This window comes from Bacillus sp. AK128, assembly GCF_053903075.1.
The window spans coordinates 2,970,817-2,986,370 of record NZ_CP096379.1; the positions used below are offsets into that span (position 1 = coordinate 2,970,817).

At 35.4% G+C, this 15,554-nt stretch carries 20 protein-coding genes; 6 read left to right on the plus strand and 14 right to left on the minus strand.

Annotated features, from left to right (window positions below; all coding sequences use genetic code 11):
* Positions 1 to 17 precede the first annotated feature (17 nt).
* The 3 genes from M1D60_RS14840 to ylbD form a co-directional block, all read right to left on the minus strand.
* Positions 18 to 455 (minus strand): hypothetical protein, encoded by a 438-nt coding sequence (locus M1D60_RS14840; protein WP_456275611.1) that lies wholly within the window; start codon positions 453 to 455, stop codon positions 18 to 20.
* A gap of 110 nt (positions 456 to 565) precedes the next feature.
* Complete coding sequence (locus tag M1D60_RS14845; RefSeq protein WP_456275612.1) at positions 566 to 805, minus strand: YlbE-like family protein; 240 nt, start codon at positions 803 to 805, stop codon at positions 566 to 568.
* 12 nt (positions 806 to 817) lie between these two features.
* Positions 818 to 1,222: a spore coat protein YlbD gene (gene ylbD / locus M1D60_RS14850; RefSeq protein WP_456275613.1), complete on the minus strand. Its 405-nt coding sequence runs from the start codon at positions 1,220 to 1,222 to the stop codon at positions 818 to 820.
* Positions 1,223 to 1,373: 151 nt separating this feature from the next.
* On the opposite strand from ylbD, the gene M1D60_RS14855 reads away from it, so the two are divergent.
* Positions 1,374 to 1,877, plus strand: coding sequence for a PaaI family thioesterase (locus tag M1D60_RS14855; RefSeq protein ID WP_456275614.1), 504 nt, complete (start codon positions 1,374 to 1,376; stop codon positions 1,875 to 1,877).
* Position 1,878: 1 nt separating this feature from the next.
* Complete coding sequence (locus M1D60_RS14860) at positions 1,879 to 2,235, plus strand: hypothetical protein (RefSeq protein ID WP_456275615.1); 357 nt, start codon at positions 1,879 to 1,881, stop codon at positions 2,233 to 2,235.
* An 18-nt stretch (positions 2,236 to 2,253) separates the two neighbouring features.
* Here the strand turns inward: M1D60_RS14860 and M1D60_RS14865 are convergent, their stop codons facing one another.
* Positions 2,254 to 3,327, minus strand: a complete 1,074-nt coding sequence (locus M1D60_RS14865) for a CAP domain-containing protein (protein WP_456275616.1) — start codon at positions 3,325 to 3,327, stop codon at positions 2,254 to 2,256.
* A 201-nt stretch (positions 3,328 to 3,528) separates the two neighbouring features.
* Positions 3,529 to 3,957 carry a CBS domain-containing protein gene (locus M1D60_RS14870; protein WP_456275617.1) on the minus strand — a complete coding sequence of 143 codons (429 nt, stop codon included), beginning with the start codon at positions 3,955 to 3,957 and terminating at the stop codon, positions 3,529 to 3,531.
* A 310-nt stretch (positions 3,958 to 4,267) separates the two neighbouring features.
* Here M1D60_RS14870 and M1D60_RS14875 point away from each other — a divergent pair, with 310 nt between their 5' ends.
* Complete coding sequence (locus tag M1D60_RS14875) at positions 4,268 to 4,630, plus strand: YugN family protein (RefSeq protein WP_456275618.1); 363 nt, start codon at positions 4,268 to 4,270, stop codon at positions 4,628 to 4,630.
* Between the two features lie 28 nt (positions 4,631 to 4,658).
* On the opposite strand, the gene M1D60_RS14880 is transcribed toward M1D60_RS14875, so the two are convergent.
* On the minus strand, positions 4,659 to 5,018 hold the full coding sequence (locus M1D60_RS14880) for an Asp23/Gls24 family envelope stress response protein (protein ID WP_456275619.1): 360 nt from the start codon (positions 5,016 to 5,018) through the stop codon (positions 4,659 to 4,661).
* A gap of 272 nt (positions 5,019 to 5,290) precedes the next feature.
* On the opposite strand from M1D60_RS14880, the gene ytvI reads away from it, so the two are divergent.
* Both ytvI and M1D60_RS14890 read left to right on the plus strand, forming a co-directional pair.
* Positions 5,291 to 6,181, plus strand: coding sequence for a sporulation integral membrane protein YtvI (ytvI, locus tag M1D60_RS14885; RefSeq protein WP_456275620.1), 891 nt, complete (start codon positions 5,291 to 5,293; stop codon positions 6,179 to 6,181).
* Entirely contained in the window at positions 6,075 to 6,353 is a 279-nt protein-coding gene (locus M1D60_RS14890; protein ID WP_456279461.1) for an AI-2E family transporter, read from the plus strand. Before ytvI ends, M1D60_RS14890 begins: the two co-directional genes overlap by 107 nt.
* 104 nt (positions 6,354 to 6,457) lie before the next feature.
* Here M1D60_RS14890 and M1D60_RS14895 read toward each other — a convergent pair whose 3' ends face one another.
* The 8 genes from M1D60_RS14895 to cyoE form a co-directional block, all read right to left on the minus strand.
* Complete coding sequence (locus M1D60_RS14895) at positions 6,458 to 6,967, minus strand: GNAT family N-acetyltransferase (RefSeq protein ID WP_456275621.1); 510 nt, start codon at positions 6,965 to 6,967, stop codon at positions 6,458 to 6,460.
* 404 nt (positions 6,968 to 7,371) lie between these two features.
* A complete protein-coding gene (locus M1D60_RS14900) occupies positions 7,372 to 7,833 on the minus strand; it encodes a DUF420 domain-containing protein (protein ID WP_456279462.1) in 462 nt (153 codons plus the stop codon).
* 43 nt (positions 7,834 to 7,876) lie between these two features.
* Complete coding sequence (gene ctaG, locus M1D60_RS14905) at positions 7,877 to 8,752, minus strand: cytochrome c oxidase assembly factor CtaG (protein WP_456275622.1); 876 nt, start codon at positions 8,750 to 8,752, stop codon at positions 7,877 to 7,879.
* A 148-nt stretch (positions 8,753 to 8,900) separates the two neighbouring features.
* Positions 8,901 to 9,230 carry a cytochrome c oxidase subunit IVB gene (gene ctaF / locus M1D60_RS14910; protein ID WP_456275623.1) on the minus strand — a complete coding sequence of 110 codons (330 nt, stop codon included), beginning with the start codon at positions 9,228 to 9,230 and terminating at the stop codon, positions 8,901 to 8,903.
* Positions 9,231 to 9,234: 4 nt separating this feature from the next.
* A complete protein-coding gene (locus tag M1D60_RS14915) occupies positions 9,235 to 9,864 on the minus strand; it encodes a cytochrome (ubi)quinol oxidase subunit III (RefSeq protein WP_456275624.1) in 630 nt (209 codons plus the stop codon).
* Positions 9,864 to 11,741, minus strand: coding sequence for a cytochrome c oxidase subunit I (ctaD, locus tag M1D60_RS14920; RefSeq protein ID WP_456275625.1), 1,878 nt, complete (start codon positions 11,739 to 11,741; stop codon positions 9,864 to 9,866). The genes M1D60_RS14915 and ctaD overlap by 1 nt, the downstream gene beginning before the upstream one ends.
* A gap of 28 nt (positions 11,742 to 11,769) precedes the next feature.
* Positions 11,770 to 12,807, minus strand: a complete 1,038-nt coding sequence (coxB, locus tag M1D60_RS14925) for a cytochrome c oxidase subunit II (protein WP_456275626.1) — start codon at positions 12,805 to 12,807, stop codon at positions 11,770 to 11,772.
* A 315-nt stretch (positions 12,808 to 13,122) separates the two neighbouring features.
* Complete coding sequence (gene cyoE, locus M1D60_RS14930; protein WP_456275627.1) at positions 13,123 to 14,064, minus strand: heme o synthase; 942 nt, start codon at positions 14,062 to 14,064, stop codon at positions 13,123 to 13,125.
* Between the two features lie 503 nt (positions 14,065 to 14,567).
* On the opposite strand from cyoE, the gene M1D60_RS14935 reads away from it, so the two are divergent.
* On the plus strand, positions 14,568 to 15,539 hold the full coding sequence (locus M1D60_RS14935; RefSeq protein WP_456275628.1) for a COX15/CtaA family protein: 972 nt from the start codon (positions 14,568 to 14,570) through the stop codon (positions 15,537 to 15,539).
* Positions 15,540 to 15,554: the final 15 nt, after the last annotated feature.

Consider the following 15,554-nt stretch of genomic DNA (forward strand, 5'->3'; position numbering starts at 1 on the left):
TTAGGTATGGTTATCGTCTATTGAACGGAAACCTTAAATTCTTCTTCAATTCCATAACTTGTTGAATCATTATGAACAAGTTCTATTTTTATCTGGTGTTCTCCTGCTGGTAGACCTTTGACTATAAAGGCAGCTTGATGAATTTCATCTACTTTTTTTCCATTTAAATAGAGGTGTATAAAGCCTTCTCCATCTACCTTTTTCTTATCATCAGCTGAACTAAAATTAAATCCAGGAATAACAACCTCTACATATACATTTTTGTCTTTAACCTTATGTCTGATTGTCACATTTTGCTCATCTATTGTAGCCGTTGCCGCTGCTTCCACTGCCAGACCAGAGGTGCTTACACTAACCTCCTGTACATCCTGTAAAGAAGCTTCTGGTGGCTTAGGATCATCAGTTCCACAAGCTGTTATGAGTAATAAAGAGAACAACATTAGCATTGTTTTCACAAGTCTCACTCCTTTTCTTACATATTGTTTGCAAGAAAGGAGAAATATACGCATGAATTTTTTGAATGGTTATAACTTTAGCGGATGATTACTTTTCAAATCATCCGCTATTAGTCATTTTCTCTCATAACCTGAAACATATTAATCATCATGGAAGCCATTTGCAATTGTTGTGAAAAGTTTGCCACTTTATGAGGTATCGTTTGCTTGTAATATTCCTTTGATGATAAGTGAAATTCATTTAAACTCTCAGGATTACGACTTAACTTTCGATACCAAAAAGGTTGTTCTCTTATATATCTTCTATACTCTTCATTTGATCGAATCATATTAATAATTTCTTGTCTCATTGTGGAAATCACCTAATCCTTATTGAAGAAGAAAGGTTGATTTTGTTGTGGCTGATTGTTTGATGGTTGGTTAGTAGAACCTTTAAATTGACCGATCAATTGCTGAATATTATTTATAGCTTCACCAAAGCTTGACATATGTTGCTGTACTTGATTGTAATCCATTCCTTTGACTGCGTTTAAGATTGTATTCATAAAGTCTGACTTAGGTTTTGACTGTTCCTCATCGCTCGTTGAATTTTCGCCGTCTCCCTTATACTGCTTCCACACAGTATCTTCTTCACCCAATAAATACCATTCTTCATATAGCTCTTGCCATGTTTTATTTTCTTTTTTTACTTCCATAACAAGCTTAGGATGATTTTTCACGAATTGTTTAAACTTTTGAATAGAAGGGTGTAATGTTTTTTTACTCATTTATGATCACCTCAATTTCAAGCTATCGATACATATGCCTACAATATATTGTAGGAAAATTAGCTAATATGGTTCGCCCATTTTTATGCCCCATAAAAATTGTTATGGTAAAATAATAGAGTAAAAACATCGTAAGAGAGGTTGTGAATGAATGGATCAAAAAGCTCAAATTCAAAACGATTTACATAACTTTTTGGAAAAAGCCACTGAAGAGGAGGAACGAGTATTAAAGCTTATCCTTGATGGCTTAAAGCGGAAGCAAGAGGGTAGCAACGGGTCTTACTTAGGTGGACTTCTAAGGGCAAAAAGCACTTATCATGAGACCGAACAAAAGCTTGAAATGGTAATCCCAGCAAATCCAATTATCCAAAATTCATTAGATATTGTTCATGGTGGTATTACTGCAACACTTATTGATTCAGCAATGGGAACATTAGTACATAGAATACTACCGAGTGATGTTTTTGCTGTTACTTCAGAAATTAAAATTAATTATGTTGCACCTGGGATTGGGAAAGAATTCAAATGTGTCGCCTCTATCATTCATAAAGGGACTAAAACGATCGTATGTGAAGGTAGAGTGTTAAGGGATGATGGGGTCCTAATCGCACACTCTACAGCTAGCTTCTTTATAATTCCTAGAAAGAATCAATAATATGGTTGCCGCAATTGTCATTCCATTGATCTTTCTTTATTTCCTGATCGTGACAATCAAAGAACGTAGAAGGAAATATGAAGAGTATTTAACACTTGATAAGATTAAGGAAGAAGCTTTACTAACTGGGGTCATACATGAAGTTACAGTTAAAACCAGAACCTTTGTACGAGATCATTCAGTATCGGTGACGACGCTTCTGCTCGTTGACGAGAATTATAAACGATATAAAGCGGTTAGAACCTCCCCTTTGGCCAGCACCACACCATCATTCTTAGCTGGAACATCCGTCACTTGTTACGGCTATTGGGAAAAGGATCAATTTATTTTTTATCGATATAAAGAAAATCCAAAATAACAAGAGCAAAAGATCTTGTTATTTTGGATCCCAAGTACTGATGAAATTTTGTGTATAGTACTTTTCATAAACACCTACACCTAGATGAGTAAACTTCTCATTAAGTAAGGTTTCACGATGTCCTTCACTATTCAACCAACCTTCTACAGCCGCAATTCCATCTACATATTTTGCCGCTATATTTTCACCTGCAAGATGATATTTGATTTGTCCTTTTTCCAACCGATCAGCTAAGCCACCTTTAGTTGGCGAATCATGAGAAAAATAGCTATTTTCCATCATATCTCTACTATGCAAAAGAGCTACTTGGGATGTTTCTTCATGCCATTTAACAGATTTCAATTCATGTCTACCTCTAATCATATTCGTAATGTCAATAATTTGCTGTGCACTTCCTTTTTCAACTGCAAGCCATTCTTCTTTACTAAGCTCTCTAGAATCTATTAATTCACCTCTGTAAATCAACTCATAAGGTCTTTGCTTCACTAACGTCATGGCATCCATATAACGAATACTAGACAGTTTGTTAGTAAATTGGTCGACGTATAATTGTGCCCATACATCACCTAGTTGTATCAATGGTCTAACATGCTGCTCACTCTCTGATAATTCAAAACGATAAGTGTTATTATCTACTTGAAAGGAGTATGTATCAGAAACAGGAAATTCCTTAACAATCTCCTGATAAGGCTGTCCGATATAAAAAGGATCGATATTTAGGTCAGCACCTATCCCATATAATGTAACTACTTTATTTTCTAACATTCCGACCTGAATATAAGATTGTTCGTTCAGCTTATAAATCCACCATACATAATCATAGGCTGAAGGATCAATTCTTTCAGGTTCTCCCCATTTATTTATTATTTCTTCACCCGATAATCCAATAAAAGTATGAATCCCACTATACTTGATTTCTTCCTGAATTGGATTAGCATTTGAGCTTATTGGAATAGTGGAAGCATCATCTGTACTCGTTTCCACAACTTGAACCCTCTGCTCAATTCCCTCTTTACTAGAGTTCCATTGAGAAAATAATGTGAAAAAAGATATAAGTAATATGACCGAAAGAATAAGGCTGATTCTTCTCAATTTGTCCCTCTCCTTTGATTACCTTTTTCACATTATATTAAGTAAAAATGTAAATATTCATAAAACTACTAGATTTTTTAATAGAATTTACCTCTATTGAAATTTTGCTAGAATTAATGATGAAAATTTTAAACACATGTAAAAAGCACACTAGCATTGAACTAATGTGCTTCTTACATGTTTTAAGAACGTAAACCGAAATTAATGAGCAGGATGAGCCGGCTCCGAAATTTCAGATAATGCATGACCTGCACTCTCATCAGACATTTGATTTACAGCTAGGTCTCCTAATGCCACAATACCAACAAGATGACCATTTTCAACGACAGGGAGTCTTCTTATTTGTTTTTCAGACATAATTCTTGACGCTTCTTCAAGAGTGGTATCAGGTTTAATGGTAGTTAAATCTGAACTCATAACTCCTGAAACTTCGAAAGATCCAGAACGTTTCTCAGCATAACCTCTTATAACTAAATCGCGGTCAGTAATCATCCCAATTAATTTTTCATCTTCTAAAATTGGGATAGCCCCAACATTTAAATCCTTCATTTTTACAGCTACTTCATAAACATTGTCTAATGGAGTACAATATTCAACATTTGTCGTCATTACATCACGTACAGTTTGCATAATAATACCCCCTAATCGATTAATGGCTCTAGCATAACTGAATCATTTTTGAGTTATGCTATGCATTAGTATAAACGAATTTTCAGGGAGACATGCATGATGTTATTCCCAGCTTCAAAAAAGTACTTAGATACTCAAGAAGCATTTAAGACAGTTTTTGTAGCTCATAAATATTTAATTTTATTATCAGAAATCCAACCAAATCTTTAAAAGCGTCATAAATTCGTCAACTAAAAAGTGTACAATACATTGCATGTTATCGTTTTTAATTATATTATAGTTTTGGATAGTTTTTGAGGAGGGATACATAATGAAGTTTGAAAATACAGGAATTGAAAATGTAGTTGCAGAATTACACTTACTTGATGATGTTATGGATGAAGTTGGTTTTGTCCGTGCAGGTCAATGGGATTATGAACGTGTTACTTATGATTATAAAATCGAAGTATTAGAAGCAAAAGAAGTTTACTACCTTCGTATTCAAGGGTATGCTGTAGAAGGTGATATTGGGAAACACGAAGCTTCCATTAAGCTACTAACACCATTATTAGGAAAGCACTATTATCCACACGGTGTTGAATATGGTGAAGGGGAAAATTTCCCTAAGAATGTCTTATCTAAAAGTCAAGACCTATTAAAACGTGTGAGTCAAGAGTTACAAAAGATTTCTTAAAAAGAATTTCAAAAAAGAAAACGCATGATCACTCATGCGTTTTTACTTTGATTTGTTCTACCTTAACATGAACCGCATTTACAGTGATTCCTGTCATTGACTCAATTTCATGTTTTACAGCGGCTTGAACCTGCTTACATGTCTCCACAATGTCTACCCCATAATAAAGGGCAACCTTCATTTCAATTGATATCTCTTCGAATTCACCCTTTTCTATAAGTATCCCTTTCTGTCTTGTCTTTTTATTTACAACTCGAATCATTTCATCCTTAAAATCAGCAACCGTACCAGCAACCCCTTCTACTTCTACAATAGCCAGTGACGCAATTAATGCAACAATCTGGTCAGCAATATGGACAGTACCATACGGTAAAACCTTCGTAAACATATAAGTTCCCCCTCATTAACATCTTCTCTACAGTATATGAAAGAAAGGAAAATTGGGCACTAATTTCTTCCCTTTATAATATTTTTCGACTGTGGAGATAGTCGCAACAAAGATCAACCTTATTTTTCACTGATAAACATAGTTAAAAAATCAATATTTTTAAGGAAAGAATAACAAGTTTTAAACTTATCTCTGTCAATATTAAAATAATCATACTATAATTTAAGTATCATACATTTTTAATATCATTAGTAATAGAAAGGGGCACCAAATTGTCTTCTATATTCACAAAGCGTTTTGCCATTATATCCATCATTATCATTATTTCATTATTACTTATATTCTTTGTATTGCCGATTTCTGTTCCGTTAATTGCTGCATTTGTAACTGCCCTATTTTTAGAACCACTTGTAAAATCAATTTTTAAAAGGTCAAAACTTTCTAGAAATTCAGCTGTAATTATTGTTTTTTTACTATTTATTTTGTTTATAGGAATTTCTAGCTATTTCCTAATCACTAAGGTAGTTGGTGAAGGAATTCAATTTGCCCAAAATGTCCCATTCTATGTGAATGATATAAATAGAGTATGGTATGACTTAGAAAATCGACTACAGAATGTAACGGAAGATATGCCTCAAGAGGTTGTTATTGAAATCACACAACAAATTAGTGACTTTCTAGAAGGAGTAAAGAACAGTATTACGGATTCAGTTAATATTGATAATATAAGGCAAATCGTTACAGAAATTCCAAACTATTTAGTCAGCTTACTAGTATATTTAATTGCCTTATTTCTGTTTATGATGGATCTTCCAAGGCTAAAAAAGGGTGCCTTTTCACATATGACTGATCGTACGGCTGAAAAAATGCAGTTTATGGCTTCAAGACTATCATATGTAGTGTTTGGTTTCTTAAAAGCACAATTTCTAGTAAGTATTTTGATTTTCTTTACTTGTTTAATTGGATTGTTACTGATCGTTGACCCAAAAGTAGCGATTATTATGTCCATTATCATTTGGATTATTGATTTCATACCTATTATTCGGGTCCATCATCATACTTGGTCCATGGGCATTATTTCTTCTATTAAGCGCACAAACGGTATTAGGAACAAAGATAGCGATCTTAGCAGCCATTCTGTTAATCATAAGACGTACAGTTGAACCAAAAGTAATGGGTAATCACATTGGATTATCACCTTTATCTACCTTAATCGCCATGTATTTAGGATTGGAAATATTCGGAATCATTGGCTTTATCTTAGGACCACTACTTCTCATAGCGTTCAATTCTGCAAGAGAAGCTGGCATAATTAAAATTAACTTTAAACTATAAATATACACATACATCAGATGACTAAGGATTGCCAATCCTTGGTCTTTTTTTAGGCTTATTTTCATTTGAGGAATACTAACTTACTAATAAGGTTCATGTATCATCTAATCATTAACGGCGTGATGTAATTCCCAATAAAGAAAATCCCCATCCTTACTCGTACATTTCATCCCAATCCGCTCAAGTACTTTAATCGCCTTTTCATCATGTGCTTTACATTCAGTTAAAAATGATTTCACTTCATGAAATTGCATTAACCAATCCAACATTGCTTCAACAGCTTCAAAGGCCAGTCCGTCATCCCCGATTTCTCTTATAACGTGATAGCTAAATTCTACAATTCCATTTTGTGGCTTGCCCTTCATCATCACATCGCCTATAATTCTTTTTTCTTCATATAGAATAATCATCCAAATACCCCAGCCAAACTCCTCCTGATCAGATTCTAATTGTTCAATATAAAAAGGAAGCATCCCTATTAATTGAGATGAAGGCCAATCAGTAGGTATCTTAATGGGAGATCTTTTTTCTAGTTCTTTTCGATATAAAGCAAGTGATTTTGTTAGGTCCAATGAACATGGAACGATTAATAAACGTTCAGTTACAATTTCCAAAAACACTCTCCTCCTCACATTTTCTTTCTGAAGAAGTTCGTATTCATAAATAAGATTTCTTGAATTTTAAACGACATTGTCTTTTAGTATTAAATTAAGGTTGTTTTCGTATTGATTGTTGCTATTTGGATAGCTATGTTAAAACATTGAGTTGATTGGAGCGGAAGGCCTCGACTCCTGCGGGAGATAGAGGGAAGTGTGAGACCCCACAGGCAAAGCCGAGGAGGCTCACATCCCTCCCCGCGGAAAGCGAGTGCCTGCAGCGGAAATCTACGGCCCCATTATAATTCAATTTCTTGTTAAAATAGCAACAAAGTATGCGAAAACCAACCTAAAATAAAAAAGGTCATAGAATATCTTATTCTATGACCAACTTTGCATATGCCTAATTATAAGGATTCTGATTAATACCCAAGAATTGCCTTAATTACTGAGGTTGTTTCTCCACCATGGTAAAAAACGTAAAGCAATAAATAAACTGCGACCCCTGTAATAGCTGTAAAAAACCATATAATACTTGTAATTGGACCTATTTTTCTATGCTTTTCAAGTTTATTCTTATACCCATAATACAGTGTAAGTAGACCCATCACTGCCCCAGTTGTTGCAAGGGTTATATGGAAAATAAGGAATATTGTATAGTAAATTTTTATATCATCTGGTCCACCAAACGCTGTATTCCCAATGAATATTGTTCTTGATGCATATATAATGAAGAAGATTATTGCAAATATTGCAGCCAATGTCATTACTTTTTGATGAGCTTGAATCTTTCTTTGTGAAACAAGAACCCAGCCAATTGCTACTGAAATTGCACTTAAAACTATAAAGGTTGTACTTATAGTAGGTAATAATGGTAAATTCATACGAGCATCCTTTCTTCTACACAATCTATATCCTCAAATTTAACTAGTTAATTTGAGGCTTTGTCCCAATTTCCAAATCATCCTTCTCACGTTCTTGTCTGGCCCATTGGAAAAAGATATATCCTAAAATAGATCCATAGACAATCTCTTGAACTACCTTCATAATCACTCCTCCAAGCTGTTGATCTTCGACTAGAGGAAACCAATTAAATAATTCTGGTGTACTTATAGAAAGTGATGCAAGCATATCAGCTGGAACACATAACTCAAGTGCTGTTAACCATAGAGTTGGATCTGTATAGGTACTATACAAGGGTTCTGTTGCAAATATAATAAGAGCACAAGCCGGAGTTAGTAACACCCCGTCTGCAAAGATATATCCTATTTTTTTAATAGGTGTTAACGATGCCTCTTCTGGTAGTGGATTTACAACAGGCCACCACATTAGAAACGCCCCTATGAATAGAACCGTAGAAGTAATGCTGTGAAGAATCATATCTGTTTTAACAACATCAAAGACTAGAGGGATATGATACAGTGAAAACAGTCCATTAAATAATATTAACGCAATTAGAGGCTTGGTAAAGAATGCATAAGCAGGTCTAATACCCTTTAGATTTATAAACTTCCTTAACAAAGCTTCAGGCAAACCTAGTAGTATTAACGGTGGTACTGCCAAATAAACGATTGCCATTCCTGTCATATGAGCACTAAACATAAGATGCCCTAGTAAATCAAAAGGTCCGCCCTTCATCATATATAGCAGGAACATACCAGAAAAAAAGAAAAATTGTTGCTTTCTTGAAACTCTATATTCTTCTTTTCGAATGATATAGAAATAGAGACCAATCAAAATGACAATTACTGTTAAGAAGACAGGACTCCAAAGTGCTCTAAAACCAAACATACTAATATCCATAAATGTCACCTCCACATGTCCAAACACAAATCATATTGAACCATACTCATTATACAATAGTTCATTTTTTAGTAGCAATGAACGTTATGTGAATTATTCAAGGTAATATATAGCAAAGGGATGAGCATGCGCTCATCCCTTTCTAGTTTTACCACCAAATGATTGTAACAAAAGCAAGAATCGTAATAAGTCCAACAAGAAGGCCTGAATATAGGAATAAAGCAGGTCCCTCATGTCCCTTATGACTCATATGCATGAAATAGTATAGCTGGAAAATTACTTGAACAACTGCAAGTAAAATAATAAATGGAACCGAGAACCATGGTGAAAACTCTTCATAGCCGACTGCTAAAAACGCTACTAAGGTTAGAGCAATCATTAATGCAAAAGTAATAACCTGATGCTTCATGTCTTGCTTGTTTTTCTTACGGCGATAGGCTAAATCTACATTAGGGTTACCAGTTTGTTTTGTAGCCATATGTTTATGCCACCATCCCCATTAAGTAAACTACAGTAAAGATAAACACCCAAACAACGTCAATAAAGTGCCAGTATAGGCTAGCAATATAGAATTTAGGTGCATTATATAAATCTAAACCGCGTCTTGCATTTCGAACCATTAATGTTACGATCCAAAGTAATCCAAATGCTACGTGAGCTCCATGAAATCCTACCAGAGTATAGAAGGCAGACCCTAAAGCACTACTTGTAAATGTAAATTCATAGGCATGAACATAATGATAAAACTCATAAATTTCAAGTAGTAAGAAGGCAAAGCCTAATAAAACTGTAATGAAAAGCCAAAGTTGCATTTTCTTGAAATTAAAGTTTTTCATATGGTACATTGCATAAACACTTGTTAACGAGCTAGTTAAAAGTAGCATAGTTGCCAAGAATACAATAGGCATCTCAAAGAGTTCCTGTGTACTTGGACCTCCTGCAGTCGAATCCTTTAATGCTAGATATGTTGCAAATAGAGAAGCGAATAAGACCGTTTCTCCACCAAGGAAGAACCAAAAAGCTAAGAATTTATTTTTCCCTTCAAGGGTCGCTTTTTCGGGCTCAGCAGGGAATGTTTCAGCTGTTAACTTTTCTTCAATATGAGCTCCCATTATGCCTTGACCCCCTTGTCTTCGTTTTCTAAATCTTCTTTGTGGATATGGAATCCATGATCATCAATGACAGAACGTAAGAACATAGAACCTAATGTAATTAGCATTCCAACGATTCCAACAATGAGTGCTGGTACATTTGTTTCGTCACCTTGAATATTTGCATACATAAAACCAAATGCAGCAACTGTTAATCCAACCGACATAACAAATGGAAGGATTGAAGGATTCGGCATATGAATATCTCCAAGTGGTTCAGCAGGAGTCATTTCATTGCGACCTTCCATCTTCTCAACCCAAAGTGCGTCTAAACCACGAACAAGTGGTGTTTGCTTAAAGTTATATTCAGGTGCTGGTGATGAAATTGCCCATTCTAATGTTCTTCCAGTTCCCCATGGATCATTTCCAACTTTCTTACCTTTAACAACTGTAACAACAACGTTAATTAGTAATACGATTGTACCAATTGCCATTCCAATAGCACCAATAGAACTAATTAAGTTACCAAGATCTAATCCTTGATTTGGAAGGTATGTGAATACACGACGAGGCATACCCATTAATCCTAAGAAATGCTGAATGAAGAAAGTTAAATGGAATCCAATTAAGAATGTCCAGAATGTGATTTTCCCCAAGGTTTCATTAAGCATTGTGCCAAACATTTTTGGCCACCAATAATGAAGACCAGAGAATAGACCAAATACTACCCCACCAACAATTACATAATGGAAGTGAGCAACAACAAAGTAGCTATCATGATATTGATAGTCAGCAGCTGCTGCTGCAAGCATTACCCCAGTTACTCCACCCATTAAGAATGTAGGAATAAACGCTACGGCATACAGCATTGCAACTGTAAAGCGAATTTGTCCGCCCCACATGGTTAATAACCAGTTAAAGATCTTAACACCAGTTGGTACAGCAATTGCCATTGTAGCAACAGCAAAAATTGCGTTTGCAATTGGACCTAATCCTGTTGTAAACATATGATGCGCCCATACCATGAAGCCCAAGAATCCAATTAATACAGTTGCAAATACCATTGCAGAGTAACCGAATAGGCGCTTCTTAGAGAAAGTCGCAAATACTTCAGAGAAAATACCAAACGCTGGTAAAATTAAGATATAAACCTCTGGGTGACCAAAAATCCAGAATAAGTGCTCCCAAATAATTGTATTTCCACCAAGAGCTTCGTTGAAGAAGTTTGATCCGAATAAGCGATCAAACATCATTAAGAACAATCCAACCGTTAAAGCTGGGAATGCAAATAAAATTAAAGCTGATGTTACAAATGAAGACCATGTAAATAATGGCATACGCATGTAAGTCATACCTGGTGCACGCATGTTAATAATCGTTACTAGGAAGTTAATCCCACCTATTAAAGTACCTGCCCCTGAAATCTGTAAACCTAGTACATAGAAATCTACACCATGTCCTTCACTTTCCATTGCTAATGATGCATAGGATGTCCAACCTGCATCTGGTGCCCCACCTAGGAACCAACTCATGTTCATGAAAACTCCTCCGAAGAAGAATAACCAAAAACCTAGAGAGTTTAAGAATGGGAATGCAACGTCACGTGCTCCAATTTGCAAAGGGACAACTGCGTTCATGAACCCAAATATTAAAGGCATGGCGGCAAAGAAAATCATCGTTGTACCGTGCATGGTTAATATTTCATTATAAAGTCCTGCACTAACAAAATCATTATCAGGAATTGCTAGCTGAATTCGAATAAATAGTGCTTCTAATCCACCGACTAAGAAGAAGAATCCTCCAGCGATGAAGTAAAGAATGGCGATTTTCTTATGGTCAACCGTTGTTAGGTAGTCCCATATTGTAGCGCCGACTGTATCTTTTCTTAACGTACTCACGATTTTACCTCCTTTTCAAGATGCTATATTACTCCTCTACGGAAAGACCAAATAAATATTCAGTTAATGCATCAATTTCTTCATTAGATAATTCACCATACGTACCCGTCATTAAATTTCCTGGCTTGTATGTTTCTGGATCTGCTAACCATTTCTTTAGGTTCTCTTTGCTGTGGTCCATTACTCCAGCAATACGAGTACGGTCAGCAAAGTTTGATAAGTTTGGTGCTAAACGACTTCCTTCATTTCCAACGGCATGACAACCAATACAGCTACTTTGGAACAGTTCTTCACCTGCTTGAGCTAAATCAGTTTCAACTGTTGGTTCATTATTAGCCATTTTATCAATCCATTGATCAAACTCATCTGGAGAGACAGCTCTTACTTTAAAGTCCATAAGTGCGTGTGATGGTCCACATAGCTCTGCACACTTTCCATAGTAGATTCCTTCTTCGTATGCATGTAACCACATTTGATTCGTGTTATCAGTGTTTGTGTCCATCTTACCACCAATTGTTGGCACCCAGAATGAGTGTTTAACATCTGCTCCTTTAAGGTTAAAGTACACTCTCTCCCCTGTAGGAATCACAAGGTCTTGAGATGTAATAACTTTATGGTCTGGATATTCAAACTCCCACCAGTATAAATAAGCTGTAACGTTTACAATTAAAGCATCCTCATCACGAGTTTCAGCCTTCATTGGCGAAACATCTGCTAGCTTAAATGTATAAGCTACTGTCGGTACTGCTAAAATGATTAGTAATAAAATCGGAATAACAGTCCACATAATTTCAAGCTTATGGTTTCCTTCTACTTGCTCAGGGATCTTGTTTTCGTCCCCTTTCTTAGCGCGGAAACGGAAGAGAACATAAATAAAAATAATTGATACAATTAATACAACAACCACCATAATGATCGTACTAATCATCATAAGTGAGAATTGCATTTCGGCTCCTTCACCTTTAGGCTCTAGCGTCGTTAGAAACGGCTCACCACAACCCGCTAAAAAAAGCGCCATCATCGTTACTAATGAAAATAAGCGCCACTTTAAGTGCCTTTGCTTCATAACGTAGTTAACCCCACTTTCCTTATAATAATCAAATTCTTAGTTGGTACGGGAACAACCCATCCCTGGATTTTCTATAAAATAAAAAAGGAATCCCAATAGTTAAGCGCTTAAATCCTTATGTACAACTTTAATAAATTGTAGGGTTTAAGCAGTGTTTCACTAGGAATAGCATCGTGTCATACTCTACTCCTGTTTCAACAAAGAAGGAACAATCTTTCTTGCCTACTTCGCTGAAACAGGAGTCCACATAATGTGGCACCTTATTATAAGGTGAGAGTATTAACACTATATCCATCTATTAATTTTACATGATTAAAAGAATGTTGCAACAATCATTGCTACAAACAGAATGGTCAAGTAGTTAATTGAATATACAAACATAGTTGTAGACCATTTAATATCGTCCTTAGCCTTATAACCTTTGAAACCAAGGAAAAGCCAGCCAATGTTTAATAGAGTAGCAAGGATTAGAAAGACTGTTCCTAATGAATAAAGGTAAAAAGGTAGTGGAAATAAACATGCTATCCAAAGTACGATTTGTCTTTTAGTCATTTCGAATCCATGTACAACTGGTAACATCGGAATCCCAGCAGCTCTATATTCCTCACATCGTCTCATAGCTAATGCCAGGAAATGTGGTGGCTGCCATATAAACATAATCAAAAATAAAACCCAAGCCACCATATGGAGGTTCGGATCTACAGCTGCCCAACCTATTAATGGAGGAACAGCACCGGATATACTGCCGATTACCGTATTAATTGTATAGTTACGTTTAGACCACATTGTATACAAAACAACATACGTAAATGCACCAACCAAACCAATAACTGCTGCCATTAAGGATGCACATGCTAATAAAGCTGTACCCGCTGCAGTCATTAATAAACCCATCAACAATACTTGTTTAGGTGAGAATCTACCTGTTACAGTTGGTCTTGATTTTGTGCGTTCCATTAAGTGATCAATATCACGATCAATATAATTATTTAAGCTACAGGAACCAGCAATGACTAAAGAAGTTCCAAGCAATGTAAACAGAGTAATGTCCCAATTCTGAAAGAAGCTTGTTCCAGTAAAATGAAACGCTAGCCATAACCCAGTAAAGGCAGTAATTAAGTTAGAGTTGATAATTCCTACTTTAATTAATGCTTGAAAGTCTTTCCAGATGGATGTCTCAAAAGCATCACTCTGAGGACTTTCATGCTCAATAACATGCGAAGATGCTTCATCTATTGTCCTCGAATTTGCCATTATAAATCCTCCTTTTATATAGAAGCACAAACATTCCTACCCACTTCAGGTAAAAAAGTGCCTACTGTATATTAAACCATAAATACGAAGGCAATTGTGTAGGAGATGTGTAAGTTTTTTGTCTTTTTTGTGACTGGCTTTGAATAGCCGTTAGTTACAAGTATAAAAGAAAAACGCACTTTCATCACTATGAAAGATTTGGTTGTTTTAAATTTTATAGATTATAGTATACTTATAAAGGTTTAAGCGATATTGATATAATTTTTATCCCCATTATATTTCTAGCAAAATCAATGACAATATTCAACCTTTTTCCTAATAATTAATCTATTAAATTCCATTTTTATGTTCATAACTATATTGTTGACAAATAGTTTGAACAAATATCACATTATTGTCACTTATTTTCCTTTGATATTTCGACACCTTTTTTATATGATTATTATTGTGTGTTTATTAGTACGTAAGATTCATTCATATTTATTAGATTGAAGGTGGGGCTTTTGAATCGAGGACTTAAATGGTTCGCAATTATAACGACGATCGGTATGTTACTTGTTTTATTAGGGGGAGCACTTGTAACAAAAACCGAATCTGGAGCTGGCTGTGGAGATAGCTGGCCATTATGTCACGGAGAATTAATTCCTACTAATATTACGTTTGAATTAGTCGTAGAATTAAGCCATCGATTGGTTTCAGGTTCCGTGGGCTTTTTAGTATTAATTCTATCAATCTGGACCTGGCGTAAAATTGGACATATAAGAGAAACAAAGTTCTTATCGGTTCTCTCTTTTACTTTCTTAGTGCTACAAGCACTAATTGGTGCTGCTGCTGTTGTTTGGGGACAATCATCAACGGTACTAGCTTTACATTTCGGTATTTCTCTCATATCTTTTGCTTCCGTTCTTTTATTAACTCTATTGGTGTTTGAGGCTGACCAGGACGCAAGTAAAACAAGTCCTACAATTGATAAAAGAATTAAATTTCATATCATTGGAATCATACTTTATTGTTATGCGGTTGTGTATACCGGTGCGTTAGTGCGTCATAAAAATGCTAGCCTTGCTTGTCCTGACTGGCCGATTTGTAATTTCAATCAAATTGGGTTTCCTACTCAACTACATGAGTGGATTCAAATGGGACATCGTACCTTAGCTGGTTTGCTCTTTATCTGGATTATTTATGCTACGTATCTCGTCATCAAGCACTATAGCCATCAAACTCAAATAAAGTGGTGTTTTATTATTGCATCAATTCTTGTTTCTTTACAAGTAGTTAGTGGTGCATTCATTGTCTTTACAAGGCTAGAACTTTTATTCATAGCGTTATTGCATGCCTTCTTCATTTCTTGTCTATTTGGAGTATTAAGTTACCTTGTTCTTCTGTTGACAAGAAGTCAATACAACCAGAAACATAACCGAGATACTTCTGTACTAACCAAAGGCACAAGTGCTCCGATTAGTACGAACAAATAAAAACAGCGAGGCTAT